Source organism: Streptomyces sp. DSM 118878 (genome assembly GCF_052936595.1).
Map to the genome: position 1 here is coordinate 4421023 of NZ_CP193622.1, position 26151 is coordinate 4447173.

21 protein-coding genes are annotated in these 26151 nt (G+C 70.4%); 6 read left to right on the forward strand and 15 right to left on the reverse strand.

The annotated features are described in order from the left end of the window. Nucleotides 1-12 precede the first annotated feature (12 nt). Both ACRAKF_RS19685 and ACRAKF_RS19690 read right to left on the reverse strand, forming a co-directional pair. Nucleotides 13-909 carry a rhomboid family intramembrane serine protease gene (locus ACRAKF_RS19685; protein WP_447038482.1) on the reverse strand — a complete coding sequence of 299 codons (897 nt, stop codon included), beginning with the start codon at nt 907-909 and terminating at the stop codon, nt 13-15. A gap of 137 nt (nt 910-1046) precedes the next feature. Beyond that, nucleotides 1047-1580 carry a peptidylprolyl isomerase gene (locus tag ACRAKF_RS19690; RefSeq protein ID WP_447038483.1) on the reverse strand — a complete coding sequence of 178 codons (534 nt, stop codon included), beginning with the start codon at nt 1578-1580 and terminating at the stop codon, nt 1047-1049. A gap of 288 nt (nt 1581-1868) precedes the next feature. Between ACRAKF_RS19690 and ACRAKF_RS19695 the strand changes: the two genes are divergently transcribed. After that, on the forward strand, nt 1869-2576 hold the full coding sequence (locus ACRAKF_RS19695) for a DUF5324 family protein (RefSeq protein WP_447042069.1): 708 nt from the start codon (nt 1869-1871) through the stop codon (nt 2574-2576). Between the two features lie 129 nt (nt 2577-2705). On the opposite strand, the gene ACRAKF_RS19700 is transcribed toward ACRAKF_RS19695, so the two are convergent. Together ACRAKF_RS19700 and ACRAKF_RS19705 are read right to left on the reverse strand one after the other, a co-directional pair. Continuing rightward, on the reverse strand, nt 2706-4268 hold the full coding sequence (locus ACRAKF_RS19700; protein ID WP_447038484.1) for an acyl-CoA carboxylase subunit beta: 1563 nt from the start codon (nt 4266-4268) through the stop codon (nt 2706-2708). Between the two features lie 41 nt (nt 4269-4309). Further along, nucleotides 4310-5338, reverse strand: a complete 1029-nt coding sequence (locus ACRAKF_RS19705) for a polyprenyl synthetase family protein (RefSeq protein ID WP_447038485.1) — start codon at nt 5336-5338, stop codon at nt 4310-4312. Nucleotides 5339-5709: 371 nt separating this feature from the next. Here ACRAKF_RS19705 and ACRAKF_RS19710 point away from each other — a divergent pair, with 371 nt between their 5' ends. Together ACRAKF_RS19710 and ACRAKF_RS19715 are read left to right on the forward strand one after the other, a co-directional pair. Beyond that, complete coding sequence (locus ACRAKF_RS19710; RefSeq protein ID WP_447038486.1) at nt 5710-7863, forward strand: MMPL family transporter; 2154 nt, start codon at nt 5710-5712, stop codon at nt 7861-7863. A 169-nt stretch (nt 7864-8032) separates the two neighbouring features. Continuing rightward, complete coding sequence (locus ACRAKF_RS19715; RefSeq protein ID WP_447038487.1) at nt 8033-8809, forward strand: PIG-L deacetylase family protein; 777 nt, start codon at nt 8033-8035, stop codon at nt 8807-8809. Between the two features lie 27 nt (nt 8810-8836). Here the strand turns inward: ACRAKF_RS19715 and ACRAKF_RS19720 are convergent, their stop codons facing one another. Beyond that, a complete protein-coding gene (locus tag ACRAKF_RS19720) occupies nt 8837-10681 on the reverse strand; it encodes an ABC1 kinase family protein (RefSeq protein ID WP_447038488.1) in 1845 nt (614 codons plus the stop codon). Nucleotides 10682-11045: 364 nt separating this feature from the next. Between ACRAKF_RS19720 and ACRAKF_RS19725 the strand changes: the two genes are divergently transcribed. From ACRAKF_RS19725 to ACRAKF_RS19735, 3 genes are all read left to right on the forward strand, one after another. Continuing rightward, the gene (locus tag ACRAKF_RS19725) at nt 11046-12254 is read left to right on the forward strand and encodes a macrolide family glycosyltransferase (RefSeq protein ID WP_447038489.1); all 1209 of its coding nucleotides are present in this window, start codon (nt 11046-11048) and stop codon (nt 12252-12254) included. 120 nt (nt 12255-12374) lie between these two features. After that, nucleotides 12375-12896, forward strand: a complete 522-nt coding sequence (locus ACRAKF_RS19730) for a hypothetical protein (protein WP_447038490.1) — start codon at nt 12375-12377, stop codon at nt 12894-12896. Then, nucleotides 12896-13459, forward strand: coding sequence for a DUF3995 domain-containing protein (locus ACRAKF_RS19735; RefSeq protein WP_447038491.1), 564 nt, complete (start codon nt 12896-12898; stop codon nt 13457-13459). Before ACRAKF_RS19730 ends, ACRAKF_RS19735 begins: the two co-directional genes overlap by 1 nt. Before the next feature lie 101 nt (nt 13460-13560). Here the strand turns inward: ACRAKF_RS19735 and ACRAKF_RS19740 are convergent, their stop codons facing one another. From ACRAKF_RS19740 to ACRAKF_RS19785, 10 genes are all read right to left on the reverse strand, one after another. Continuing rightward, nucleotides 13561-14349 (reverse strand): ABC transporter permease, encoded by a 789-nt coding sequence (locus ACRAKF_RS19740; protein ID WP_447038492.1) that lies wholly within the window; start codon nt 14347-14349, stop codon nt 13561-13563. Next, entirely contained in the window at nt 14346-15311 is a 966-nt protein-coding gene (locus ACRAKF_RS19745; protein WP_447038493.1) for an ATP-binding cassette domain-containing protein, read from the reverse strand. The genes ACRAKF_RS19740 and ACRAKF_RS19745 overlap by 4 nt, the downstream gene beginning before the upstream one ends. A gap of 136 nt (nt 15312-15447) precedes the next feature. After that, the gene (locus ACRAKF_RS19750; protein ID WP_447038494.1) at nt 15448-17124 is read right to left on the reverse strand and encodes a phytoene desaturase family protein; all 1677 of its coding nucleotides are present in this window, start codon (nt 17122-17124) and stop codon (nt 15448-15450) included. 54 nt (nt 17125-17178) lie between these two features. Further along, on the reverse strand, nt 17179-18270 hold the full coding sequence (locus ACRAKF_RS19755; RefSeq protein WP_447042071.1) for a beta-ketoacyl synthase N-terminal-like domain-containing protein: 1092 nt from the start codon (nt 18268-18270) through the stop codon (nt 17179-17181). 67 nt (nt 18271-18337) lie between these two features. Further along, nucleotides 18338-18814 carry a hypothetical protein gene (locus tag ACRAKF_RS19760; RefSeq protein ID WP_447038495.1) on the reverse strand — a complete coding sequence of 159 codons (477 nt, stop codon included), beginning with the start codon at nt 18812-18814 and terminating at the stop codon, nt 18338-18340. A 2-nt stretch (nt 18815-18816) separates the two neighbouring features. Next, nucleotides 18817-19224, reverse strand: a complete 408-nt coding sequence (locus tag ACRAKF_RS19765; RefSeq protein WP_447038496.1) for a hypothetical protein — start codon at nt 19222-19224, stop codon at nt 18817-18819. A gap of 1 nt (nt 19225) precedes the next feature. After that, the gene (locus tag ACRAKF_RS19770; RefSeq protein WP_447038497.1) at nt 19226-19573 is read right to left on the reverse strand and encodes a DsrE family protein; all 348 of its coding nucleotides are present in this window, start codon (nt 19571-19573) and stop codon (nt 19226-19228) included. Between the two features lie 117 nt (nt 19574-19690). After that, on the reverse strand, nt 19691-20866 hold the full coding sequence (locus tag ACRAKF_RS19775) for a macrolide family glycosyltransferase (RefSeq protein WP_447038498.1): 1176 nt from the start codon (nt 20864-20866) through the stop codon (nt 19691-19693). A 7-nt stretch (nt 20867-20873) separates the two neighbouring features. Next, entirely contained in the window at nt 20874-22076 is a 1203-nt protein-coding gene (locus ACRAKF_RS19780; protein ID WP_447038499.1) for a cytochrome P450, read from the reverse strand. 64 nt (nt 22077-22140) lie between these two features. Continuing rightward, on the reverse strand, nt 22141-26064 hold the full coding sequence (locus ACRAKF_RS19785; protein WP_447038500.1) for an amino acid adenylation domain-containing protein: 3924 nt from the start codon (nt 26062-26064) through the stop codon (nt 22141-22143). Between the last annotated feature and the right edge of the window lie 87 nt (nt 26065-26151).

Below are 26151 nucleotides of genomic sequence, written 5' to 3' on the forward strand. Positions count from 1 at the left end.
CAACGGGGCACCTCAGATGAGCTGGCCGGTCCGGACGACTACCATGACCACAGCCACGACCAGTACCAGAGCACAGCTTCCGTACTGGATGAGGTTCCGCCGCTCGCGCGGCGCGTGCACCATGGCGTAGCCGACGATCAGGCCGCCGACGAGCCCGCCCACGTGCGCCTGCCACGCGATGTTGGGCCAGAACGCCGTGATGAGCAGGTTGATCGCCAGCAGGGCGAGGACCGGCCGCATGTCGTAGTTCAGCCGCCGCATCAGGATGGCGGTGGCGCCGAAGAGACCGAAGACGGCGCCGGACGCCCCGAGCGACGGCTGGTTCTGCGCGGCCAGCAGGTAGGTCAGGGCGCTGCCCGCCAGACCCGACGCCAGATACAGCGCGACATAACGGACGCGGCCGAGCGCCGCTTCGAGCGGGCCGCCGATCCACCACAGGCTCAGCATGTTGAAGACGACGTGCATGACGCTGCCGTGCAGGAACATCGCCGTGACCAGGCGGTAGTACTGCCCCTCGGCCACGCCCTCGATGGAGCCCAGGTCGGGCACGAAGGCCCGCCCGATCAGGTCGTACTGATCGGTGAAGCGGTCCCCGACCGCCATCTGCGCCAGGAACAGCACGACGTTGAGACCGACGAGGATCTTGGTGACCAGACGCGGGTCGGCGGCGACCGTGCCGCCGGCGACCGTGCGCGGCTGGTTGGCCCGCGGCGCGTGCCCCGTGCCCGAGCCACCGCGGACGCAGTCCGGGCACTGGAAGCCGACCGAGGCGCTGATCATGCACTCGGGGCAGATGGGACGCTCGCAGCGGGTGCACGTTATGCCGGTCTCGCGGTCGGGATGCCGGTAGCAGCCGAGCGGGCCCGATGCCCCCTGCGGCTCCTGCGGGCTGCCTGGCGCCTGGTCCATGGGGTCCCCTCAATCTCCGTACGAAGGCAGTGCGACGGCACACGTGGCAACGCACCGCCCCGCCCTTCCTTACGGACGGGCGGGGCGGTTTGGTTCCCTCGCGGGCAAGCGCTCGGGATGCGCTGACAACGCGTCGATCAGGCGTCGCGGGTCTCGATGACCACGGACTCGATGACCACGTCGTTGACCGGGCGGTCGGTGCGCGGGTTGGTCTGGGCCGCCGCGATGGCGTCCACGACCTTCTTGCCGGCCTCTCCGGTGACCTCGCCGAAGATCGTGTGCTTGCCGGTCAGCCAGGCGGTCGGCGACACAGTCACGAAGAACTGCGAGCCATTGGTGCCCGGGCCGGCGTTGGCCATGGCGAGGAGGTACGGCTTGTTGAAGGCGAGGTCCGGGTGGAACTCGTCCTCGAACTCGTAGCCCGGGCCGCCGGTGCCGTTGCCCAGCGGGTCGCCGCCCTGGATCATGAAACCGCTGATGACACGGTGGAAGACAGTGCCGTCGTAGAGACGGTCCTTGGTCTTCTTGCCGGTCTGCGGGTGGGTCCACTCGCGCTCGCCCTGGGCGAGCTCCACAAAGTTCTTGACCGTCTTCGGCGCGTGATTCGGCAGCAGCCGCACCTCGATGTCGCCGTTGTTGGTCTTCAGGGTGGCGTAAAGCTGCTCAGCCACGATCTGCCTTCCGTTGTCTTCTGTGACACCCCGATCCTGCCACGGACCGGATTGGGACGAGTAGCCGCCGAGTGGGCGCGCGCCGCAGCGATCCGTGGCATTGTCGGCGAAGAGCTCATCTTGCACCGAATCAAACGAATTGATCACTGCTGCCCCACACCACCGATTGGCCGGGGTCAGGGATGACCCGGATGCCCGCCCTCTTGTGCCCGATGGCGAGCCAGAAGGCATGATCCTTGAAAGGGTGGAAAGGTGACATACGTATACGCCACCGAGGAGGAGGATCACGTGACCCGCATCGACAGCGTGTGCGCCGCGACCGGCTCGGCCAAGGACAGCGTGCGGCACGCCGCGGACGCGGTGGCACCATACGCCGACACGGCCAAGGACCGAGCCACGCAGTACGCCCATGAGGCGCGCGTACGGCTCGGGCCCAAGGTGTCACTGGCGGCCGAGCAGGCCCGTGTCCAGTACGGCGCCCATGTCGCCCCCCGGATCGAGCAGGCGCGCACGCACGTGCCGCCGAAGGTCGACCACGCCGCACACGAGGCCGCCGCCCGCACCCGCAAGGCCGCGCGCCAGGCCGCCGACTACTCCAAGCCCCGCATCGAGCACGCGGTGGCCGCGGCGCAGCCCGTACGGGAAGAGGCCGCGGCCCGCAGCACGGCGGCCATGGCCGCGCTGCGCGGTCAGGTGTCGCCCAAGGACGTCCAGCGTCTGGTGCGCAAGCAGCAGCGCCGGGCCAGGAACGGACGCGTCGCCAAGAAGGTCATTCTGCTCGGCCTGCTCGCCGGCGGAGCCGTGGCCGCCTGGAAGTGGTGGGACAAGCAGGCCAATCCGGACTGGCTCGTCGAGCCGCCCGAGGCCACCGAGGTCCCCGCCACCACCACGCTGACCTCCGTCGACGGCAGCGCACAGGACGCCCTCGACCCCGAGGTCCAGGCCAAGCAGGCCGAAGCCGAGGCCGAGGCGGCGGACCGCGACAAGCGGGGCTGACGCGCGGGGCCGCCCAGCCCGTTCACCCAGTACGACGCCGTGGGGCGGGAGACTTCTACCGGTCTCCCGCCCCACGGCGTTCTCCACCTCACCACGTGAAAAGAAGGGCAAGAAGGCCCTCCTCGCCCGTCAGGCGGGCTGGTTGCCGTGCTTGCGCACCGGCAGGGGGGCGTGCTTCTCCCGCAGCATCTTCAGCGAGCGAATGAGGATCTGCCGGGTCTCGGCCGGGTCGATCACGTCGTCGACCAGACCCCGCTCGGCGGCGTAGTACGGGTGCATCAGCTCGGCCTTGTACTCCTTGACCAGTTGGGCGCGGGTGGTCTCGGGGTCGTCCGACGCGGCGATCTGCCGGCGGAACACGACGTTGGCGGCGCCCTCCGCGCCCATCACCGCGATCTCGTTGGCGGGCCAGGCGTAGGAGAGGTCGGCGCCGATCGAGCGGGAGTCCATGACGATGTACGCGCCGCCGTAGGCCTTGCGCAGCACGACCGAGATCCGCGGCACCGTCGCGTCGCAGTAGGCGTAGAGGAGTTTGGCGCCGTGCCGGATGATCCCGCCGTGCTCCTGGCCGACGCCCGGCAGGAAGCCGGGCACATCCACGAGCGTGACCAGCGGAATACTGAAGGCGTCGCAGAACCGGACGAAGCGTGCCGCCTTTTCCGACGAGTGGATGTCCAGGACCCCGGCGAGCGACTGCGGCTGGTTGGCGACGATGCCGACCACCTGCCCGTCGAGCCGGGCCAGCGTACAGATGACGCTGATCGCCCACCGTTCGTGGACCTCCATGTGCTCGCCGTCGTCCACGAGCTCCTCGATGACCCGGCGCATGTCATAGGGGCGGTTGCCGTCGGTGGGCACCAGGTCGTGGAGGGCCTCGCAGCGCCGGTCCGCCGGGTCGCCCGCGGGAACGGTGGGCGGGGTCTGCCGGTTGTTGTCCGGCAGCAGCGAGAGCAGATAGCGGACCTCGGCCAGGCAGGTCTCCTCGTCGTCGTACGCGAAGTGCGCGACGCCCGAGGTCTCGGCGTGCACGTCGGCGCCGCCCAGACCGTTCTGGGAGATCTCCTCGCCGGTCACCGCGCGGACCACGTCGGGTCCGGTGATGAACATCTGCGAGGTCTCGCGGACCATGAAGACGAAGTCCGTGAGCGCCGGGCTGTACGCGGCGCCGCCCGCGCACGGGCCCAGCATCACGCTGATCTGCGGGATGACACCCGACGCCCGGGTGTTGCGCTCGAAGATGCCGCCGTACCCGGCCAGGGCCGAGACGCCCTCCTGGATGCGAGCGCCCGCGCCGTCATTGAGGGAGACCAGCGGCGCGCCGGCCGCGATGGCCATGTCCATGATCTTGTGGATCTTGGTGGCGTGCGCCTCGCCCAGGGCGCCACCGAAGATCCGGAAGTCGTGGGCGTAGGTGAAGACGGTACGGCCCTCCACCGTGCCCCAACCGGTCACGACGCCGTCCGTGTGCGGCCGCTTGTCCTCCAGGCCGAAGCCGGTCGCCCGGTGTCTGCGCAGCGCCTCGACCTCCTGGAACGAGCCCTCGTCGAAGAGCAGCGCGATGCGTTCCCGGGCCGTCAGTTTCCCCTTGGCGTGCTGCTGGCGGGTGGCCTTCTCGCTGCCGCGTGCCGCCCCGTCCTTGATCTCCCGCAGCTCGGCCGTGCGTTCACGCATGGTGCCGGTGTCCTGCGTCATGAGTCGTTCCCCATCCTGCGCCTCTCCGTGTCCGGTGTCGGTCACTGCTGCCGTGCGGCCACGAAGTCACAGAGCGCGTCGAGGGCCCGGCGGGGCGGGCCGGCCGGCAGTTCGGCGAGGGCCGAACGAGCCTTGTCCAGGTGCTCGTCCATGATCGAGCGCACCCGGTCCAGGACCGGTGACTCGCGGAGCAGGGCCAGAGCCCTGCGGTGGTTCTCGCCCCGCACGCCCGCCACATCGGAGAGGAGGGCGCGCAGCTCGTCGTTGCGCGGGTCGGTGTCGGTCAGGACGAGCAGGACCGGGAGGCTACAGACACCGAGCGCGAGGTCCTGACCCTGCTCCTTGCCCAGGAGCGAGGAGGACGAGGTGATGTCGATCAGGTCGTCGGAGATCTGGAACGCGATGCCGAGCTGCTCCCCGTACTCTCCGAGGGCGTCGCCGATGTGCGCGGGCGCACCGGCCTGGAGCGCCCCGAGGCGCAGCGAGAAGGCGAGCAGGGCCGCCGACTTGTCGGAGATCACGCCGAAGTAGTGGGAGAGCCGGTCATCGGGGCAGGCCGGTCCCACGAGTTCCTGCATCTGGCCGCGTATCAGCCGCTCCGAGACCTCGGCCTGGAGCGTGACCGCCGTGTAGTCCAGGCCCGCGGAGATCCGGGCGGCCCGGGCCAGGAGCCAGTTGCCCGCCTTGACGGCGACGGCGTTGCCCCACTGCGCGTTGACGCTGGGCACCCCGTGCCGGACGACGGCCCGGTCCATCACGTCGTCGTGGTAGAGCGAGGCGGTGTGCACCAACTCGGCGACCACGGCGGCGTCGATGACGCCCGGGGCCGATGGGGTGCCGAACTCGGCCGCCAGCAGGGTGAGCAGCGGACGCATCCGCTTGCCGCCCGCCGCGACGAGATGGCCGACGACCGCGGTGACCCGGGGGTCCGTCGCCTGCGCGGCGCACTCCTCCAGGCGCGCCTCCACCAGGTCCGCGTCGCGGAGCAGCCGGCGCCCCAGTCTCTTCTCCCGCACGGCGAGCCGGGAAAAGAACGAGTGCCCTCGCACATGTGCCGTCAGTGTGGCCATCCGACCCTCCTCCGGGCCGCTTCTCCTACGGCCGTGACACTCCGCTCCAGAGCGTAGAAACGCCGGGCGGGGCGGCCCAGGAATGCGGTCCCGTCTGTCCGCAAGAGGACACCGGACCGGTGGATTCCGAGCAAAACCGCCCGAGCGGCCCGTGATCTCTGTCAACAAGCTGACAGAGCCAGCCGTCCGGAGGGACCGCCTGCGGGTGATGCCCGAGACTTGGCGGGCACTGTGCCGCGCGTCGCACGGAGTGGCCTCCGCGGCGTTCGCGGTCGCTTCACCTGGAGCCCTTTCCCGGACTTCCCCACATTCGCCACGGGGTTCGGCGGGGTGAGACGTGCGGCTCGTCAACGCCATTCAAAAGGAGCGTCATGTTCGGACGGATAGGACGGTTTTCCGTCAAACGGCCCTGGCTGACCATCGCGGCCTGGATTGTCGCGGCGGTCGCCCTCACCGGCCTGGCCCCCGAACTCAAATCCAGCACCGACCAGGCCGACTTCCTCCCCTCGCACTACGAGTCGGTCCAGGTCGGCGAGATCCAGGAGCGCGCCTTCCCGGAGCAGGACACCGCGGCGGCCATCGTGGTCTTCCAGCGGACCGACGGAGCACCGCTCTCCAAGGCCGACAAGGCCGAGATCAAGGAGATCGCCGGCGCTCTCGACGCCAAGAAGTACGAGACCTTCAAGGCGGTACGGACCGGCCCCGAGGCCGTCTCCAAGGACGGCAGGATCGCGCTCGCCAACGTCCTCTCCACCGAGAAGGAACCCGGCGACGAGGCCGGCGAGTCGGTCAAGAGCATGCGCGCGGACAGCGAGGAGCTCCTTGAGGGCACTTCCCTGAAGATGGGCGTCACCGGCCCCGCGGCGACCAACCTGGACGCCACGGAGTCGGCCGGCGACACCGACGCCATGATCATGATGGCCACTCTCGTACTGATCGTCGTGCTGCTCGGCGCCATCTTCCGCAGCCCGCTGATCGCCGTGCTGCCGGTCTTCATGATCATGGTGATGTTCATGATGGCCACCGCCCTGATCGCCACGGCCAGCAAGGTCTTCGGGCTGGAGGCCGACAGCGGCAACACCGCGATCCTGATCGTCGTGCTCTTCGGTGTCGGCACCGACTACATCCTGTTCCTGCTCTTCCGGTACCGCGAGCACCTGCGCGCCGGCCAGGAGCCCAAGCAGGCCCTGATCGACGCCGTCACCCGGGTCGGCGAGACCATCGCTTCCGCCGCCGGCGCGGTGATGGTCGCCTTCCTCGCCCTGGCCCTGTCCACCTTGGGCAGCCTGCGGTCCATGGGCCCCTCGCTCGCCATCTCGGTCGCCGTCACGCTCGTCGCCGCGCTGACCCTGGTGCCCGCGGTCTTCTCGCTGCTCGGCACCAAGGCGTTCTGGCCCTCCAAGGCCTGGCAGCGCACGCCCAAGAACAAGCTGTCCAACGGCCTCGGCCGGCTGGTCTCCCGGCGCCCCGCGGCGGTCGCCGTCCTCTCCACCGCGCTGCTCGCCGCGCTCGCCGTGGGCGCGCTGAGCTTCAAGTCGGAGTGGGACCAGGAGAGTTCGCTGCCCGAGAACCTTGAGTCGGTGCAGGCGATGAAGGATCTCCAGCAGAGTTTCGCCGCCGGTGAGAGCGACCCCAGCCAGGTGTACGTCGAGTCCCGCGGCGGGGCGAAGCTGGAGCAGGCCGGCCTCGACGCGGTCAAGAAGTCGCTCGCCGAGGTCGAGGGCGTCGGCGAGGTCGCGCCCGCCCAGCTCAGCCCCAAGGGCGACGTGGCCCTGTTCAGCGTGGTCCTGAAGTACCGGCCCGCGTCGGAGCAGGCGATCGACCTGGTCTCCGGCGACCTGCGGGACGCGGCGCACCAGAGCGCCCCGGACGGCACCAGGGCGCTGGTGGGCGGGCAGACGGCGGTGCTCGCCGACATCGAGACCGCGGTCGAGCACGACTACAAGCTCGTCTTCCCGGTCGCCGGACTCGCCATCATGATCATCCTGGGCCTGCTGCTGCGCAGCGTCATCGCCCCGCTCTATCTGATGGCCGCCGTCGGTCTCGGCTTCGCCGCCACGCTCGGCTCGACCGTCTGGCTCTTCCAGGACATCAAGGGCGAGCACGGACTGCTCTTCATGCTGCCGATCATCGTGTATCTCTTCGTGGTCGCGATCGGCACCGACTACAACATCCTCATGGTGGCGCGGCTGCGGGAGGAGATCCAGAACGGCAGGGCCCCGGCCGAGGCCGTGCGACTCGCCGTCTCCCAGTCGGCGCCGACGATCGGCTCCGCGGCCGTCATCCTGGCCGGCACCTTCGGTGTGCTGATGCTGGCCGGCAACACGATGCTCCAACAGCTCGGGTTCGCCGTGGCGTTCGGCATCATGCTGACCGCGTTCGTGATGGCGCTGCTCCTGGTGCCGACGGTGACCGTGCTGATCGGTCCGAAGGCCTGGTGGCCCGGCAACCGTCGGCAGCCGGTGGCACAGCGGCCCGCCGCCGAGACCGACAAGGAGCCGGTGACCACCGGCAGCCAATCCTGACGGCGCCTGCCGCACCTGGCACCACCTAGATCCCACCACCGCACCTCGCGGTTTCCCCCGCCCGTCGCCGGACGACCGTCCGGCGGCGGGCGGCTCGCTACCCCCTCGCCGATCCCCGTTCCGAGCTCTTCACCCCTCCCCGTCCCCTATGCCCTGTCCGGAGGCATGCGTGTCCCACGTACTCGCGATATCACCCCATCTCGACGACGCCGTCCTGTCCGCCGGCGCCCGCCTCTTCGAACTGGCCCGGCAGGGCGCGACCGTGACCGTCGTCACCCTGTTCGCCGGAGCGCCCGCTCCGCCCCACTCGACGCTGGCCGAGCTGTTCCACGCGGAGTGGCAGCTTGGCGACGACCCCGTGCCGCAGCGTCATCTGGAGGACCGCAGAGCTCTCGGGCTGCTGGGCGTCGAGCCGGTGCACGGCCCCTTCCTCGACGTCATCTACCGGACCGGGAGGGACGGTTCATGGCTGATGGACATCGGCGGCACGTCCCAGGAGTACGACGCCGACGACGAGCCGGACCTGATCGCCCGCCTCGCCGACGCGGTCGTGGACCAGGTGGCGCAGGAGCGGCCCGATCTGGTGCTGACCTGCGCGGCGGTGGGTGAGCACATCGACCACCGCCGCACCCGGGACGCCGTCCTTTCGGCGGTCGGTGCCGCGGTGCCGGTCCAGTGCTGGGAGGACCTGCCGTACGCGCACCAGACGGAGGAGCGGCCCGAGCTGCTGAGCGCGGGCGGGTTCGCCGCCCCGGTGGCCGAACCGGCGTCGGACGCCGCCTGGGAGGCCAAGTACCGGGCGATCGAGGAGTACCGCTCCCAGCACTCCATGCTCTGGCCGTCGGGGGAGGACTTCCGGCCGTCCTTCGACCGGCACGCCGCGGGCCACGCCTCCGGCGGCGTACGGGCGGAGCTGTTCTGGCCGGTGCGGCCGGGCGGACACTGACAGACAGGACGGGGTACGGGCCGGCGCTCAGCGGTGCGGCCGGGAGATGTCGAACAGGACTCTCATCAGGAGCATCGCCGAGACCACGAACAGGTTGTAGCCGAAGAGCTCGAAGAGCCCCAGGTCGTCGGTGAGCATCGGGCCGCGCCGGATGCTCAGCAGGATCGCCCCCAGGATGCCGGTCGTCGCGCCGACGAAGGTGAGCAGGACGTCGTGGACCAGCGACTTGACGTAGTGGCGGTCGCGCGCGTCGGCGAACAGTCTGACGCCGACGGTGAGCCGGCCCTGCTCCAGGGCGCTGGTGACCCGGTCGAGGCGGCGCGGCATCCGCCGCATCAGAGCCAGTACGTCGAACAGCTCACCGCCCACCGCCTCGCCCACCGAATCGGCGCTGGTCACGGAGAGCCCCTCGCCGACCAGGACCTGGGACTCGGCCATCATGTCGAACCCCGGTGAGATCCTGGTCAGGGTGCCCTCCAGGGTGCCGAACGCCCGGAAGACCGTGGCGACTTCCGGTGGCACCGCGAGGCCGTGGTCCGACACCAGGCGCAGCAGCTGCGTGAAGACCTGGAGGTCCAGGGCGATGCCGGGCGCCAGGTGGCGGGCGATGAAGCGGCCGAGGTCGCGTTCGAGGCGCTGTTCGTCGATGTCCTCGGGGCGGGACACCACACCGAGCAGGGCGTCGCACAGCATTCCGGCGTCTCCCTGCTTCACGGCGAGCAGCAGGCTGCGCAGCCCGGACTTCAGCCGCTCGTCGAGCCTGCCGACCGAGCCGAAGTCGATCAGCCCGAGGCTGCCGTCGTCGAGCAGCAGGATGTTCCCGGGGTGCGGGTCGGCGTGGAACGTGCCGTCGACCAGGACCTGCTGGAGGGTGCTGTCCAGCAGGCCGCAGGCGAGGCCGTGCCGGTCCACGGCCAAGGTGTCGAACTGCTCGTAGGCCGAGCTGATGGGGCTTCCCGGCAACCGCTCCAGTACCAGTACGCGTTCGCTGGAGAGTTCCTCGTACGCCATCGGCAGCCGGACGGCCGCGCCCTTGCCCGTGCCCGCGCCCCCGGAGCGCCGGGCCCAGGCGGCCGTGACCGTCGCCAGGTTGCGCGCCTCGATCCGGAAGTCGAGCTCCTCGGTCACGGACCGGGCGAACCCGTCGGCGAGTTCCCCGAGCCCGAGGGTGTGGGCCCAGCGGGTGCGCACCTCCAGCATCGCGGACATCCGGCAGACGATCTCCAGGTCGCGTTCCACCATGGCCCGGATCCCGCGCCGCTGGACCTTGACCACCACTTCGCTGCCGCACTTCAGGCGGGCCAGGTGGACCTGGGCGACGGACGCGGCGGCCAGCGGCTCCGGGTCGAACTCCGCGAAGACCTCGTCGACCGGCCTGCCGTACTCCTGGACGAGCACCGCCTCGACCTCGGGCCAGGGCTGCGGCGGCACCTGGTACTGGAGCCTGCTGAGCTCCAGGACGAACGCCGGTGGCAGCAGGTCGTCGCGGGTGGAGAGCATCTGGCCCAGCTTGACGAAGGTCACGCCGCCCTCTTCGAACGCGAGCCGCAGCGGCCGGGCGAGGCGGTCGTAGCGGCCCGGCCTGGCGTCGTCGGCGGCGCCGCGCCGCCCGCGCAGATAGGGCCGGAGGCCGTGCCGTATGGCGATGGAGCTGATGTGGGAGTAGCGGCGCGTCCGGGCGAGCCGGGCCCGCAGCCCGCGCAGCCACCCCAGCGGGCGGCCCGTGTCGCCGGGCAGGAAGATCTCCGTGACGGCCAGGAAGCCCATGGCGACGACGAAGGTGCTGCCGAACTGGACGCTGGTCAGAAACCCGCCCTGTTCCGGGCGCTGCATCACGAGGCTGAAGAGCCCGAGCGCCGCTATGCCCACCATCCCGGCGAAAAACGCCCTGATAAAACCGACCCGCAGTCCGAGAAGACGGCCCGCCCCTTTAGCGAACGCCATGAGAAAGACAACGAAAACGACACTGCCAGTTACGTACTCGGCGACTTTCATTTCTCAGTGAGACCTGCTCCACGAAGCGATCAGAGGGTCCAACGTAGGCATCTCTCGCGCCTGCCCGCAGCGCTGTGGCAGCAAGCTGTCCGGCGTCTGGACAGTGCCGGAGCGGGCCCGTAACTGTTCTTCCGTACCCACGCGGGACATGGCAGGGCCCGAGCGGAATCCGCACGCCGAGCAGCGCATGCCGCCTGCGGCCCTGGCAGCAACCTGCCAGCTCGACGGAAGAAGCCTTTCGATGCCCTCCCCTGCCGCCCATGTCGCGGTTTTCAGCATTCCGGCCGCCGGACACATCAATCCGACCCTGGCGATCGTGGCCGATCTGGTCCGGCGCGGCCACCGGGTCAGCTACGCGACGAGTGCGGAGTTCGCCCCCCGGGTGGCCGCGGCGGGGGCCACCCCCGTCCTGTGCCCGTCCACCTTCCCCGCGCCGGAACGCGGTGAGCGCTTTCCCCTCGACGACGCCGTGGCGATGTCCGACGTGTTCCTGAACGACTCGGTCGCCGCCCTTCCCGTCCTGGCGGCGGCGTTCGAGGCGGACCGCCCGGATCTGGTGCTCTTCGACTACGCCTCCTTCGCCGGACAGATTCTGGCCCACCGGTGGGGGGTGCCCTCGGTGCGGACCTCACCGACGCACGTCATGGGGCCCGACGTCGTCGAGGAACTGGCGCCCTACTATGAATTCCTGGCCGACGACCCCGACTGGACCGACCACCGGCGCCGATTCCAGGAGTTCCTGGACACGAACGGCATCGGGATCCCGATCGACGAGTTCATCTACCGTGGCCGGGCGAACCGCTGTCTCGTCACCTTGCCCCGCGAGTTCCAGAAGGACGCCGAGACGCTCGACGACCGGTACGACTTCGTCGGGCCCTGTCTCGACGAGCGGAGATTCCAGGGCGACTGGACCGCGCCGGACGACGACCGTCCGGTTCTCCTCGCCTCCCTCGGCACCGTCTACAACAACTCACTGCCCTTCTACCGGAGCTGTGTGGAGGCGTTCGGCGGGACCGAGTGGCATGTGGTGATGGTGACCGGCGCGCACATCCGCCCGCAGGACCTCGGCCCTCTCCCTCTCAACGTGGAACTCCACAGCGCCGTCCCCCAGTTGCAGGTCCTCGCCCGGGCGAACGCGTTCCTCACCCACGGCGGCATGGGCTCCACCCTTGAGGGCCTGTACTTCGGCGTCCCCATGGTGGCCGTGCCCCAGGGGTTCGATCAGCTCGACAACGCCGCAATCCTCGCCGCCCGCGGCATCGGCCGGCACCTGCCGCCCGACGAAGTGACCCCGCAGCGGCTGCGCGCGGAGGTCCTCGGCCTGGTCGACGACGCGAGCGCGGCCGAGCGTCTGGCCGCGCTCAAGCTGCGGATACGGGCGACCGGGGGCGCCGCCGAGGCCGCGGACCTGATCGAGAAGACGCTGGCCGATGGCGCACATGCGGCATGACACAGGCTCCGAGCGGGAGGCCGGGTCAGCCCAGGGCCGCACCGTCCTAACCCGCCGGGCGGAGGCGGATCGTCCTGGGGATCGATGTCCGCTCTCCGGCCCGCGGAGAGGATGAGCGTCATGAGTGACGCCAAGGGCCGTTCCTGGGCCCGCCACGCCCCGCAGGCCACCTTCGTCTGGATGTCGGCCTCGGCCGTCTGGCACATCTGGATGGCGATCTTCCCCGGCTCGGACGTGGAGACCGCCGGCCCCTGGGGCTACACCGCGTTCATCATCTACGACTCGTTGATCATCTTCATGTCCGTGGTCGGCGCGGTGTTCGCCCTGGCCACGGTCAGCCCCTGGGGACAGGGCCTGCCCCGCCGCCTGATCCTCTTCCCGCTCACCGTCGGCTGTGTGCTCCTGGTCGTCCGCGGGGCCCCGGGGATGGTCGAGAACTTCCTGGTCGCCACCCAGATCACCCCGCGGGGTGTGGTCGGCGTCTTCGACTCGTCGGTCCCGAAGATGTCGGCGGGCGAGTTCTGGAGCACGTTGGCGGTCAACTCGTTCTTCTTCGTCGGCGCGCTGTTCCTGGTCCCCACGACCCGCTCCTACGCCCGCCGGACACGGACAGCTCCGGCAACCCAGAAGGGTGCTCACTGATGACCGCGGCACAGAAGACCCGGACGGCCGGCACCGACCCGGCGGCCTCACCGGACGCACTGCGCACGATCTGCCACGCGACGTTCACCTGGGTGATCGTCTTCACCGCCTTCCACGTCTACTGGTACTTCGGCGGCACGTTCGGCTTCGGTGACGCGAGCGCCACCGTGCCGCAGACCAAGACCGTCGGCGACTGGATCTTCGCGGCGGTGATCAGCGTCATGTTCCTGGTCGGCGCCGTCGTCCCGTTCGCGCTCCACCGGCCCTGGGGCCGCGTCGTCCCCCGCTGGATCCTGCACTGCTGCACCTGGACGGGGGCCGTCCTGCTCCTCGTGCGCGGCGTGGCGGGGGTCCTCGACAGCGTGGTCCGCCACACCGGCCTGATGGAGGACGGGCTCACCGGCCTCTCCGAGGAGCAGGTCTCCGGCGACGCCGACCCGACCGCGTACACGGAGTGGTCGACCACCGCCACCGACCTCTACTTCGTCATCGGCGGTGTCCTCTTCACCATCGCCGCGCTCCGCTACCGCCGCTCCCTCGCGACGGCGGCCGCACGGCACTGACGCCGGCGCGCCGAGGTCCTGTTCCGCGCACGAGAGCACACAAGAGCGCCTCCCGGTCGACGAAGACCGGGAGGCGCTCTCGTGTACGGGGTGCGCCGCTGTCAGCGGGCGGCGGCCCGGTGGTAGGCGCGGGCGGCCAGCGGGGCCACGATCGCGAGCATCACGCCGAGCACCACCAGGGCGGTGGGCACGGGGTACTGCGCCGGAAGGGCGTTGCTGACCGAGGTCCCCGGGTTGCCCCACAGCTGGCGGCAGGAACTCACCACCGAGCTGATCGGATTCCACTCGGCGATCAGCTGTAGCCAGCGCGGCAGGCCGTCGAGCGGTACGAAGGCGTTGGAGAGGAACGTGAACGGCATGCTCATCAGCATGGCGATCGAGTTGACCGCCTCCGGGCTGCGCACGAGGAGGCCGAGGAGCGCGCCCATCCAGCACATGGTGAAGCCCAGGAGCAGCAGCAGCCCGAAGCCCGCGGCGGTCTGGAGGATGCCGTTGTGGGCCCGCCAGCCGATGAGGGAGCCGACGATCGCCATGACCACACAGCTCAGCGCGGTCATCGTCAGGTCCGAGACGGTACGGCCGAGCAGGACCGCGTACCGCGACATGGGCAGCGACCTGAAGCGGTCGACCAGACCGTTGTGGAGGTCGTCGGCGACACCCGCGGCGCTGGTCCCCAGTGCGGAGAACATCACCTGGGTGAAGATGCCGGCCATGATGTACTCACGGTAGTTGCCGCCGGGTGCGTTCATCGCACTGCCGAAGAGATAGCCGAAGATCAGGACGAGGACCACGGGTCCGATGGTCACGCCGATGAGCTTCTCCGGCACCCGGGCGATGTGCCGCATGTGCCGGCCCGTCAGGGCGATTGTGTCGCTGACCAGCTCGGTCATGATGTCGCCTCCTCCTTGCTTTTCCCGTGGCTGTTCCCGCGTCCCGTCAGGCTGAGGAACACGTCGTCGAGGGACGGTCGGCGCAGGGCGAAGTCGGAGACCTGCACGCCCGCGTCGCGCAGGGCCGCCGCGGCGTCGGCGATGGTGTCCATACCGGCCACCACGGGCACCGACACGTTGCGGTCCTCGTCCGTCACGGCGGGCTCCCCCGTGGTGACCTTGGCCAGGATCCGGGCCACCTCGGGCGCGTCGGCCGGGTCGGACAGGCTGATGTCCAGCCGCTCGCCGCCCACCTTGCGCTTGAGCTCGTCGGGCGTGCCATCGGCGATGACCCGTCCCTCGTCGATCACCGCGATCCGGTCGGCGAGGTGGTCGGCCTCCTCCAGGTACTGCGTCGTGAGCAGCACCGTGACCCCGGCGGCGACCTGGTCGCGGACCATCGCCCACAGCGTCATCCGGCTGTTCAGGTCGAGGCCGGTGGTGGGTTCGTCGAGGAAGAGCACCTCGGGGTCGGCGAGCAGGCTGGCCGCCAGGTCCAGACGCCTGCGCATGCCGCCGGAGTACGTCTTGGTCTCCTGGTCGGCGGCGTACGTCAGCTCGAACCGCTCCAGGAGCTCCGCGGCCCGGCTCTTGGCGTTCTTGCGCCCGAGCCGGTAGAGGCGGCCGATCAGCGTCAGGTTCTCCATGCCGGTCAGCCGCTCGTCCACCGCTGCGTACTGCCCGGCAAGGCCGATGCGCCTGCGCACCCCCGCGGGCTGCTCCGCCACGTCGTACCCCGCCACCCTGGCCCGGCCGCCGTCGGGGGCGAGCAGGGTGGCCAGGATGCGCACGGCGGTCGTCTTGCCCGCCCCGTTGGGCCCGAGCACGCCGAGCACCGTGCCGGTCGGCACCGCGAGGTCGAGACCGCTCAGCGCCTCTCGGTCGCCGTACCGCTTGTACAGCCCCTCTGCCTCGATCGCCATGTCCTTGTTCACCGATCCACCGCCCCTAGATGAGACTCCTGCTTGGCTGCCGCCCGCTCAGTGGCGGGCCTTTCACGTTCCGTTCGGGGCTCGGGCGCCGTTTCGGCCCGAAGCGCCCGTCGCGCCCGCATGCCGTTCAGCCGATCCGGGCCAGGCCTCGCGCCGTGCGGCGCGCCGTGCCCCGGGAGACCGCCAGCGGGTCCCAGCCCTCCGGCCGCTCGGGCAGCAGGCCCGTGTCGGCCAGGACCGTGCCCGAGTGCACCTCGTGCATCAGCCGGCGGTCGAGGATCTGTGCGGCGCAGGCGATGCCGCCGACGGCGACGCCGGTGATCCCGCTTCCATAGCGGGTGTTGGCCCCCACCACGTGCAGTCCTTCGACGGAGGTCCGGGTGTCGGGGCGGGCGCCGGCGCCGCCCCACTCCGCGAGGCCGAAGGGCGTGCCGCCGGTGGAGAGCGTGTACCGCTCGTGGGTGAGCGGGGTCGCCGCTTCCAGGTGCACGATGCTGTCCCGGAAGGGGCCGATCGCCTCCTCCGCCGCTGCGAGCATCGCCTCGGTGAGCTGGGCCTTGCGGTCCTTGTAGACACTCTTTCGCCGGTAGCGCTCGCCGTCGGCCGGACCGGTCTCGACGCCCCAGCGCTCGTAGTCGGGCGGGCAGAGCGTCATCACCTGGAGGTTGGTGTGCCCGGGCGGGCATACGTGGCGCGAGCCCGGGTCCTTCAGGGAGGCGAAGGACATGAACAGGAACGGCACCGGGTCGACGTCCCCGCTCGCCAACTGCTCGTAGTAGCGGTCGATGTTGTCGTCCCGGTACCACCACAGGTTGGCGTTCGGGCGTTCCGGGAGTTCCTTGTCGAGCGCGATGTAGAGGGTGGCGAAGGGCAGGCCCATCTTCGCGTCACGCGTCTTGGTGACCAGCTTGCGCCGGAAGTGTTCGGCGCCGACGAGGTCGAGCACGGTCCTGCGGTAGTCGGCGTTGGAGACGACCAGCGGGGCCTTGAGGAGCCCGCCGCCCGTCAGGCCGACGCCGGTGACCTTGCCGTCCTCCACGACGATGCGTTCCACCCGGCTCTTGGTGCGCAGCTCGCCGCCGTGCGATTCGAGGACCTCGACCAGGGAGGCCGCCAGCATCTGGCCGCCTCCCTCGGGGTAGTACGCGCCGCGCACGTAGTGGTCGGTGACGGTCGCGTGCATGGAGACGCCGGCCTGGGCGGGGCCCATGCCGTAGTTCGGCGACTGGGCCGCGAGGACGGTTCTGGCCCGCGCGGACAGGCCGCAGTGGGCGAAGAGTTCGGCGAGCGGCCGCCGTCCCCACTGCACGGTGGTCGGGGTCCGGCGCACCAGCTCGTTGATGGTGAGCTCCTCGGCCGACAGCAGGGCCGCGCGCATCTCGGCGCCCAGGCTCGCGTTGATGTCGATGAAGGTGTCGATGCCCGCCGCGTCCTGGGGCAGCGCCTCCTTCAGCCGCCGCCGGTAGTTCTCCCAGCCGGCCGGCATGTCCACCGTGAGGCCGGGGACCACGATGCGGTCGAAACCGTTCTGGTCCATCTCCCGGTAGGTGACGCGCTTCTCCAGGCCGAGGCCGCCGAAGATGGCCGGCAGCACCCCGTCCGGTCCGCAGTCGCCCAGGTAGTGGACGCCCACGTCGAACTCGTAGGCGCGGCGCCTGCGGAACACATGGCTGTTGCCGCCCGCGACGTCGTGCTGTTCGAGGACCAGCACCCGGTGTCCGCCGACGGCCAGATAGGCGGCGCACACCAGGCCGCCGAGTCCGGAGCCGACGACTATGGCATCCCACTCGTCCTCGTTAGGCATTCAAGCTGTCCATTCCTCGTCCTGTCCTCTCAAGTCCATGGCGGGGGCGCGTTCTCAGAGCAGCCGCAGCAGGGCGCAGGCGACCGTGCCGTCGCGGTCGACGGAGGTGATCACCGCGATGCGTCCGCGCAGCTCCGGCTCGTCCTGCGCGGCCGTGAGGACCGAGACCACCTGGAAGGCCGCCGTCGCCGCCGCGGTGTCCCCGATCAGGCTCGGCTGGGGCAGCCTGCGCACCTCGGTCCCGCCGAACAGCGTGGTCAGCGCCGCCTTCTCCTGCTGGCCGAGCACGCCCGCCGGAGCCGACGGCGACACCGCCGCCACCTCCCGCATATCGGCTCCGACCCGCCGCAGGGCTCGTTCGACTCCCGTCGCCAGGGCGCTCGCAGGCCCGTCGGGGCCCATGACGCCGGCTTCCACGGCGAGCACTTCGGCGAGACCCTCGCCCTCGGCCACCGTGTCCGCGGGGCTGAGCCGCAGCATCGCGCAGCCCTCACCGAGGACGGCGCCGGGCTCGCCCTCTTCCCGCGTGTGGTGCTCCAGCCAGGAGCGGGCCGACGAGTACTCCTCCACCGCGCCGCACAGCACGGTGCGCGCCCGGCCCGACGCGAGCAGTCGGCGCGCGTAGTTCAGCGCGAGCAGCCCGGACGACCGTCCGGCCGCGACCGTCGCGTTGGGGCCCTTGAGGCCGTAGCGGATGGCGCACTGCCCGCTCGCGCAGTTCATCACCGTGTTCGGGAACCGGGCCGGGTCGACGAGGTAGGGCTTGTCCTGGACGAAGGTGTCGCGGGTGAAGTCCATCATGCTCTGGGCGCTTCCGGTGTTGGTGCCGAGCACCAGCGCCGCGCCGTCGTCACCCCCGTCCCCGGCCAGGTTCCCGGCGTCGCCGAGCAGCCGGCCGACCGCCGTGACGGCGAGGCCGGTGACCCGGTCCATGGAGCGGGTGCCCTTGCGGCCGAGCTCGCTGCGGACGTCGAAGTCCGGGACCAGGCACGCCCGTTCGTCGGGTCCTGTCCACTCGCCGGGGTCCAGGGTCACGGCCGTCGTACGGCCCGACCTCGCGCCCTCGACGAAGGCGTCGCGGCCTATGCCGTACGGCGACACCGCGGACCACCCCGAGATGACCGGGCCTCGCGCCTCAGTGACCATCGCGCTCACCGTCGATTCACTCCTTGAACTCCGTATCCGGGCAGGCGGGGCAGGCCGACGGCCCCGTTCACAGGTAGAACACCGCGCGGTAGTCGGGCCAGCGGGCCGCCATGGCGCCCGCCGCGACGCTCCCCACGCCGGGGAGCAGCGGGCCGTCCCCGTCGGGGCCGTCCCCATCGAGGCCGTGGGCCCGCAGGCCGGGTTCCTCGGCCCAGATCCTCACCCCGGCTTCGAGGAGCACGCCGAGGCCGCCGCGCGGTTCGGTGAGGGTGTCCACCACCCTGTCGCCGAGGCGCAGCCGAGGCGTCCGGGCGGTGCGTGACGCATAGGTGACGGCGGGGCCGCGCAGCAGTACGTCGAGGCCGCCGAGGTGGCGGTGGAAGAGGAAGGCGCAGTACAGGGCGTCGGAGAACTGGGTCTCCAGGGCGCCCCGATGGGCCCGTTCGATGATGGCGAGCGCCCGCCGGGCATCTGGCGTGTAGGGCACTGGTGTGCAGGGCACGGCACCGGGGTGCGCGACGGTCTCGCTCGGGGGCTTCGTCACTGTCACATCACCCCCATGAACAGCGTCTTGTCGGCGGCGGCGACGTGCTCGGCGAATTTGGCCGGGGCCCGTACCGGCACCTCGGGGAGGTGCGCGACGGCGCCCCTGTCGTCGCTGCAGAACCGGCAGGCGTACCAGTGGAAGTGCTCGGGGAAGGAGCCGATCAGCTCCCTGACCAGGGCGGCCGGCGAGGGGTATTCGGTGGACCAGGCGGCAAGGTTGCGTGGCTTGCTCTCGCCGAGGCCCACCTGGGTCAGCATCGTCGCGTAGCCACAGGCCCAGATCTGGACCTTCGCGTTCTGGTCGAGAAGGGACTGGGACAGGCGGAGAACCGTGGTGAGGAGGTCGCTCTCGTGCGGTGCGCCCATCACGGTCAGCAGGACGTCGGTGTGCGGGACTTTGATCGGCATCTCAGTGCCACACCACCCTCACGTCCGGTTCGAGGAGGTGGGCGGAGATGTCCGCCATCTCCACGGGCCGGGCCTTCGGCAGCAGCGCCGTCTCGGCGATGCCCCGCTGGCCGAGCGAGAAGCGGTCCACCCACAGTTCGGCACCGGCCTCCGCCAGCTCCCGCGCCTCGGGGAGGGCCCCGTCCACCGCGGCCGCGACACCGTCCTGGATCAGCAGCAGCCGCACGTCCTGTCCGGTTCCGGCCAGCTCATGAGCGTCCCGGAGAAATCCGGCGCAGGAGGGTCCTGCCCAGGGTCCTTTGCTCTCCACGAGGAGATAGCAGAATTTCCCCGCCTTCGCGTTCGCCATGAATACAGAACACCTTCACTCGGCCGAATGGGATTTCCGCGACAGGAACAGCATCACGAGGCTCCGCGGCGAACTCCAGGCGCGCTGCAAGGTCCTGCCAATATTCCCCGGGGCCGGTCAGGGAAGGTGGCGCTCGATGAAATCGGCGGCGGCCTGTGTTCCGCCGGCCGCCACCATCGCCCGGTGCATCGCGGCCAGGCGATCCGCGATTCCCGTATCGGCGGTGATGTCGTCGACCGCCTTGCGCAGTCGCTCGGGGGTGACCTCCTCGGGCGGCACGCGCACGCCGAGGCCGAGTTCCTCGATCTGTACGGCGTTGACGAGCTGGTCGTTCACCTGGGGTACGGCGACCATCGGGACCTCGTGGTACATCGCCTCCAGGGCGGACCCCATGCCCGCGTGGGTGATGAAGGCGTCGGCGCGGGCCAGCACCCGCAGTTGCGGGACCGACGGGTACGCCTCGACGTTCGCGGGCAGCGGCCCGAGCGCCTCGGGGGCCAGCCCGCCGGTCGACATCACGACCTGCCAGGGCGTGTTGCCGAAGGCCCGCACGCACTGCCGGTAGAAGTCGGGCCGCTCGCTCCCCGCGGAGCCGAGGGCGACGAGGAGCACCGGCACGTCGGCGGCGGGCTCCGCCCACTCGCCCTGGAACTCCCGGCCTCCGATGCACGGCCCGACGAAGGTGTAGCGCGCGTCCACGGCCGCGCCGTTGATCTGGAACTCGCGGGGGATGGGGACCAGGCAGCGTTCCGGCAGCCCCAGGTAGTCGTCGATCGGCAGGTCCATGCCGCCCTCGTCGAGGAACTCCCGGAACCGGCGGCGGTGTTCGGCCCACCGGGGGTCGTCGGCGAGCCAGATCTCCATGTTCGCCAGGTCCTGCGCCCGTTCCTCGGGGCCGGCGTCGGAGACGTGGGTCGAGGCCAGGCAGATGGCGGGCACGTTCCAGCGGTGGGCCAGCCGCCGCGCGGTGAGCGCCCCGAAGTCGTACAGCACCAGGTCGGGCCGGTCCGCGTCGAAGGCCGCCTGGAGCCCGGGGCTGATGGCGATCGCCTCGTCCAGGGCGAGGGCGGCCATGGCGACCGGGTCGTCCCAGGGCCAGTCCTCGGCCCTCGTCGCCGAGGGCAGGGTGGTGGTGTACGGCACCAGGCGCGCCCCGGTGGCGTGTACCTGCGGGGCGAACTCCTCGGTGACGGCGTAGCTGACCCGGTGGCCGCGCCGCACCAGCTCGGCGACGACGGTGAGGGTCGGGGTGACATGCCCGTACGCCGGGATGTTGAAGAGGGCTATGTGCATGGCTGTCTCACTCTCCGCCGGTCCGGGTGACCGCCACCGGGAGCCGCGAGGCGCCGATCATGTCCGCGGTGTCCAGGAGGCCCACCCCGGCCTCGTGCAGGACCCGGAACTCGGGGTAGCGGTCGAGCAGCAGGTTGAAGGCGATGCGGCCCTCCAGGCGGGCCAGCGGCGCACCGATGCAGTAGTGCGGGCCCTGGCCGAATCCGACGTGGCGCGGTCCCTCGCGGTGCAGGTCGAAGCTTTCCGCGTCGGGGAAGACCGTCGCGTCGCGGTTCGCCGACGTGACCCAGACCCGCACCATCGAGTGGGCGGGGATGAGTTCACCGCCCAGCTCCGTGTCGGTCTTGGCCATCCGTACGAACTGGCTGAACGAGGGGTTGAGCCGGACGACCTCCTCGATGGCCTTCGGTACGAGTGCGCGGTCCGCGCGTACCTCGGCCCACTGCTGGGGGAACCGGTCGAAGGTCAGGACGATGTTGGTGATCAGCGCGGCCGTGGTGCTGATCCCGCCCATGAGCAGGACCCCGATGAAGCCGACGATCTCGTCGTCGGCGAGTCTGCGCCCTTCGACCTCGGCCCCGATCAGCAGGCTGACGAGGTCGTCCTCGGGCTCGGCGCGGCGCTGTGCGATGAGGTCGAAGAGGTAGGCGTTGAGCAGCCGGATCCCCTCGGCGGACTGCATGAGGCCCTCCACGCCGGTGTTCTCGCCCGCGTGCAGGGTGTCGGCCCACGCGGCGAGCCGGGGCCCGTCCTGCCGGGGCGCGCCCAGGATGTCGGCGATCACCGTGACCGGGAAGGGGGTGGCGAATTCCTTGGCCAGGTCGAACCGCTTGCGGCTCCCGACCCGGTCGAGGAGTTCGATGGCGATGGCCGTCAGCTTGTCCTCCAGGCCGGCGATGTACCGGGCGCTGAAGACCTTGCTGACCAGTTGCCGGAACTTGCGGTGGCGCGGGTCGTCCATCGCCGCGATGTTCCCCTTGAAGAAGACGTCGTAGTCCTCCTGCGGCGGAGTGATCTCGGAGAGGTCATTGACGAAGATGTCCGGGCTGCCCATGACCTGTACGGACTCGGCGTGCCCGAAGACGGACCAGAGGCCGTTCGTCGGGTCGAAGCTGACCGGCTCGGTCTCCCTCATCTTCCGCAGCCAGGCATAGAAGTCGGCGTTCGGCTCTTCCCGCACGGCACCGCCCGCAACGTCGTCGGCTCTCATCGGCATTCCTTTCTCCTGGCCCTCGGGGGTACGTCCGTGATCCGGGCCGTCATCGCTGTTGCCGTCATGCCTGGTCCGCCGTGCCGTCGAGCTCGGCGAGGCGCTCCGCGAGGATGCGGCCGACCTCCGCGAGCGGCGCGGGCTTCACCAGGTCCTGGTGTCTGTGGTCGACCTCGCGGACCCGGATCTCGCCGCCGACGTGCGGCTTCCAGGTCTCGGGGGTCGGAGAGATGTCGATCTTGTCCAGGGTTGCCACGACCAGCAGGGCGTCGCCGTCGAAGAAGCCGGGCTCGAACGCGTTGAACAGGTCGCTGATGTTCGCGTACACCTTTCCGATGGCCGCGACGTGCCGCTCCTCCAGGGTGGCGAGAGCGCTGCCCATCTTGTGCAGGACCTGGGTGACGCGGGCGTGGGTCAGGGGCGCCTTGCCCAGGTATCTGCGGTCGTAGCCGACCCAGTCGAGCATGTCGGCGAGGACGTCCTGCTCGGTGATGGGGGGCATCCGCTGGTTGGGGTAGGTGTCGAGGATGCCCAGCAGGTCGACCGTCTCGCCGTCCTGCTGGAGCCGGGTCGCGATGGCGTGGGCGATCACGCCGCCCGCCGAGTAGCCCAGCACCCGGTAGGGGCCGGCCGCCTGGACCGTGCGGATGTGGGCGATGTAGTCCTCGGCCATCTCCTCGATGGTGCGGGGCAGGTCCTCCTGCCGGTCGAGGCCGCGTGCCTGGAGGCCGTAGAGCGGGTACTCGTGGCCCAGGTGCTTGATGAGCCCCGAGTAGCACCAGGCCTGGCCGCCCGCGGGGTGCACGCAGAAGACCGGGGTTCTGCTGCCGAAGGGCCGCAGCGGGAGGAGAACGTCGTGCGGGCCGCCCTGGCTGCCGTCGTCGTCGAGGCGCGCCGCGAGCCGCGCCACTGTGGGGGCCTCGAAGAGGGTGCGGATGGTCGGTTCCGCGCCCAGGACGCTCTGGATCCGCTTCAGCAGCCGGGTTGCCAGGACCGAGTGGCCGCCCAGGTCGAAGAAGTTGTCGTCGATGCCGACGCGGGTGACGTCGAGCACCTCGGCGAACAGCCCGCACAGGATCTCCTCCTGAAGGGTGCGCGGGCCGCGCCCGGCCGTCGGCGCCGGGGTCTCGGGGGCGGGGAGTGCCTTGCGGTCGAGTTTTCCGTTGCCGGTCAGCGGCAGGGCGTCCAGGCTCACGAACGCCGAGGGCACCATGTACTCCGGCACCGCGCCCGCGACGTGAGCACGCAGCACCGCCGGGTCGAGCACCACACCCTTGTCCGGCACCGCGTAAGCCACCAGACGCCGGTCACCGGGCTTGTCCTCACGGACCACCACCACGGCCTGACCCACCCCACCGGCACCGGCCAGCACCGACTCGACCTCACCCAGCTCGATCCGGAAACCCCGGACCTTCACCTGATCATCAGCCCGGCCCAGAAACTCCAGCTCACCCCGCGCCGTCCAACGCGCCACATCACCCGTGCGGTACATCCGCGTACCCGGAACCCCGAACGGATCAGCCACAAACCGTTCCCCGGTAAGCCCCGCACGGTTCAAATAACCCCGCGCCAGACCCGCACCCGCCACATACAACTCACCCGACGCCCCCACCGGAACCGGCCGCAACGCCCCGTCAAGGACATACACCCGAAGATCCGCGATACCCCGGCCCACCACACTGCCGGCATTCTCCGCCACCCGGCCCGAATCCAACGCCACATAACTCACATGCACCGTCGTCTCAGTGATCCCATACATATTCACCAAGACCGGCGCCGCATCCCCATGCCGCGCATACCAGTCCCCAAGACGCCACAGATCAAGCGCCTCACCACCGAACACCACCCGGCGCAGCACCAGCTCACCGTCCCCCGGACCACACTCCCCGTCCGCGGCCATCAGCTGATAGAACGCCGACGGCGTCTGACTCAGCACCGTGACACCCTCACGCACCAGCAAAGCCCGAAACTCTTGCGGAGAACGGCTCACCGCGAACGGCACCACCACCAGACGCCCACCATGCAACAGCGGACCCCAGATCTCCCACACAGAGAAATCAAAAGCAAAAGAATGGAACAGCGTCCACACATCATCCGGACCGAAATCAAACCACCGGTCCGTCGCCGAGAACAGACGCACCACATTCCCGTGCGGAACCACCACACCCTTCGGCCGCCCCGTCGAACCCGACGTATAAATCACATACGCCGCCGAAAGCCCGGACAGCGCACCCAACCGCTCCCCGTCCCTCACATCCACATCAGCAAAACCACTCACGTCCGCCCCCGCGAACGCCTCCCCATCCAGAACAAACGACGGCGCCGAATCCTTGAGCAGATACGCCACCCGCTCAGCCGGATAATCCGGATCCACCGGCACATACGCGCCACCCGCCTTGAGCACCGCGAGCACCGCCACCACCAGATCCACCGAACGAGGCAACGACACCGCGACAAACCGCTCAGGACCCACCCCACGAGCGATCAGAAAACGCGCAAGCCGATTCGCCCGCGCATTCAGCTCTCCATACGTAACCGACTCCTCCCCGAACACCAGAGCCGTACTGTCCGGAGCCCGCACCACCTGAGCCTCGAACAACCCCGGCAACGTCACATCCCCAGGAACCACCCCACCCGCACCAGCCCACTCCCCGAGCACCAACCCCCGCTCACCCGCCGAAAGCAACTCGACACCGCCCACGGGCCGCTCCGGGCCCGCGGCGGCGAGCGCCGTCACGTAGGTGCGGAACCGGTCCTGGTGAGCGGCGAGTTCAGCGGCGGTGTAGAGGTCGGGGTTGGCCTCGAAGTCGATCCGCAGGCCGCCGTCGGCCCGGTCGCGCACCACCACGGAGAGGTCGTCCACCGGGCCCAGGTTGAGGGTGTGCGGGACGGCGGGGTGCCCGGCGAACCGCAGCTCGGCGTCGAACATCATGATGTTGACCTGCGGGCCGACCAGGTGCTGGTCGTCGGCGAGCAGGCCGAGATCGCGACGGATGTCCTCGTACCGGTAGCGCTGGTGCCGCATGGCCCGGCGCATCGCGTCCGCGGTGTGAGCGAGCAGCTCGGACAGGGGCGCCTCGGGGCGTACCGCCAGGCACAGCGGCAGCACGTTGGAGACCATGCCGGGGGTGCTGCGGGCGGCCTTGCCGAGGCGGGCGGTGACGGGCAGGCCGAGCGTCACCTCGGGGGCGCCGGTCAGGCTGCCCAAGTAGGCGGCGAAGACGGCGGTGACGGCCGCAGGCCAGGTCACCGCGGCGGCGTCGGCGGCGTCACGCAGCAGCCGGGTGGCCTCCGGGCTCAGTTCGGCCGTCCGGCGGATGAGCCGACTCGGCATCGCGGGCTGCCCCGCGGCCAGGCTCACCGGCTCGGGGCGGTCGGTGCCGTGCCCGGACCAGAACTCCTTGTCCTTGGTGAAGTTCTCCGACGCCCGGTAGGCGGCGTCCCCTTCCACCAGCGCGCGCAGCGGTCCGAACGGGCTCTCGCCGGGCTGTTCGCCGCGGGCCAGAGCCGAATAGAGCTCGGCGACCCGCTGCACGACGAGCGCGGCGCCGAAGCCGTCGAGCGCGATGTGGTGGCAGCGGAGGTACCACAGGTGGCGGTTGGGGGCCGTCTTGATGAGGGCGAAGGAGAACGGCAGGTCCTGGGTGAGATCGGACCGCCGGCTCAGGTCGGCGTGCATCCACCGCTCGGCGGCGGCCAGGGGGTCGGGGTCCCCGCTGACGTCAAGGGTGTGCAGGGGCCAGTCGGGGTCCGGGGCGAGGAGCTGCCACGGTCCGTCGGCGTCCTCGGTGAACCGGACCCGTAGCGCATCGGTCTCCCGGACCACCTGCCGCAGCGCGGCCTCGAACCGCTCCTGGTCCACGGGGCCGTGGATGTCCAGGAACTGACCGCCGGTGTAGATGGGGTTATCCGGGGCCAGGCTCTGCGCGAACCACATACCGGACTGGGCAGCCGTCAGTGGCAGACGGACGGCCTGGGGGACAGACATGGCTACTCATCCTCGATCGTGTTCGATGTGTGGGCAGGGCGGTACGGAGCCGTGCCGCGGCACGGCTCCGTACCGCCACCGGCGGTG

What these genes read in the sequence shown, in the direction of transcription:
- ACRAKF_RS19745 (WP_447038493.1), bottom strand. Translation starts at nt 15,311, where the DNA reads ATGGCGATCGAGGCAGAGGGGCTGTACAAGCGGTACGGCGACCGAGAG.
- ACRAKF_RS19725 (WP_447038489.1), top strand. Translation starts at nt 11,046, where the DNA reads ATGCCCTCCCCTGCCGCCCATGTCGCGGTTTTCAGCATTCCGGCCGCC.
- ACRAKF_RS19765 (WP_447038496.1), bottom strand. Translation starts at nt 19,224, where the DNA reads ATGCCGATCAAAGTCCCGCACACCGACGTCCTGCTGACCGTGATGGGC.
- ACRAKF_RS19755 (WP_447042071.1), bottom strand. Translation starts at nt 18,270, where the DNA reads ATGGTCACTGAGGCGCGAGGCCCGGTCATCTCGGGGTGGTCCGCGGTG.
- ACRAKF_RS19720 (WP_447038488.1), bottom strand. Translation starts at nt 10,681, where the DNA reads ATGGTGGGCATAGCGGCGCTCGGGCTCTTCAGCCTCGTGATGCAGCGC.
- ACRAKF_RS19775 (WP_447038498.1), bottom strand. Translation starts at nt 20,866, where the DNA reads ATGCACATAGCCCTCTTCAACATCCCGGCGTACGGGCATGTCACCCCG.
- ACRAKF_RS19785 (WP_447038500.1), bottom strand. Translation starts at nt 26,064, where the DNA reads ATGTCTGTCCCCCAGGCCGTCCGTCTGCCACTGACGGCTGCCCAGTCC.
- ACRAKF_RS19770 (WP_447038497.1), bottom strand. Translation starts at nt 19,573, where the DNA reads ATGGCGAACGCGAAGGCGGGGAAATTCTGCTATCTCCTCGTGGAGAGC.
- ACRAKF_RS19700 (WP_447038484.1), bottom strand. Translation starts at nt 4,268, where the DNA reads ATGACGCAGGACACCGGCACCATGCGTGAACGCACGGCCGAGCTGCGG.
- ACRAKF_RS19685 (WP_447038482.1), bottom strand. Translation starts at nt 909, where the DNA reads ATGGACCAGGCGCCAGGCAGCCCGCAGGAGCCGCAGGGGGCATCGGGC.
- ACRAKF_RS19740 (WP_447038492.1), bottom strand. Translation starts at nt 14,349, where the DNA reads ATGACCGAGCTGGTCAGCGACACAATCGCCCTGACGGGCCGGCACATG.
- ACRAKF_RS19710 (WP_447038486.1), top strand. Translation starts at nt 5,710, where the DNA reads ATGTTCGGACGGATAGGACGGTTTTCCGTCAAACGGCCCTGGCTGACC.
- ACRAKF_RS19780 (WP_447038499.1), bottom strand. Translation starts at nt 22,076, where the DNA reads ATGAGAGCCGACGACGTTGCGGGCGGTGCCGTGCGGGAAGAGCCGAAC.
- ACRAKF_RS19730 (WP_447038490.1), top strand. Translation starts at nt 12,375, where the DNA reads ATGAGTGACGCCAAGGGCCGTTCCTGGGCCCGCCACGCCCCGCAGGCC.
- ACRAKF_RS19750 (WP_447038494.1), bottom strand. Translation starts at nt 17,124, where the DNA reads ATGCCTAACGAGGACGAGTGGGATGCCATAGTCGTCGGCTCCGGACTC.
- ACRAKF_RS19705 (WP_447038485.1), bottom strand. Translation starts at nt 5,338, where the DNA reads ATGGCCACACTGACGGCACATGTGCGAGGGCACTCGTTCTTTTCCCGG.
- ACRAKF_RS19735 (WP_447038491.1), top strand. Translation starts at nt 12,896, where the DNA reads ATGACCGCGGCACAGAAGACCCGGACGGCCGGCACCGACCCGGCGGCC.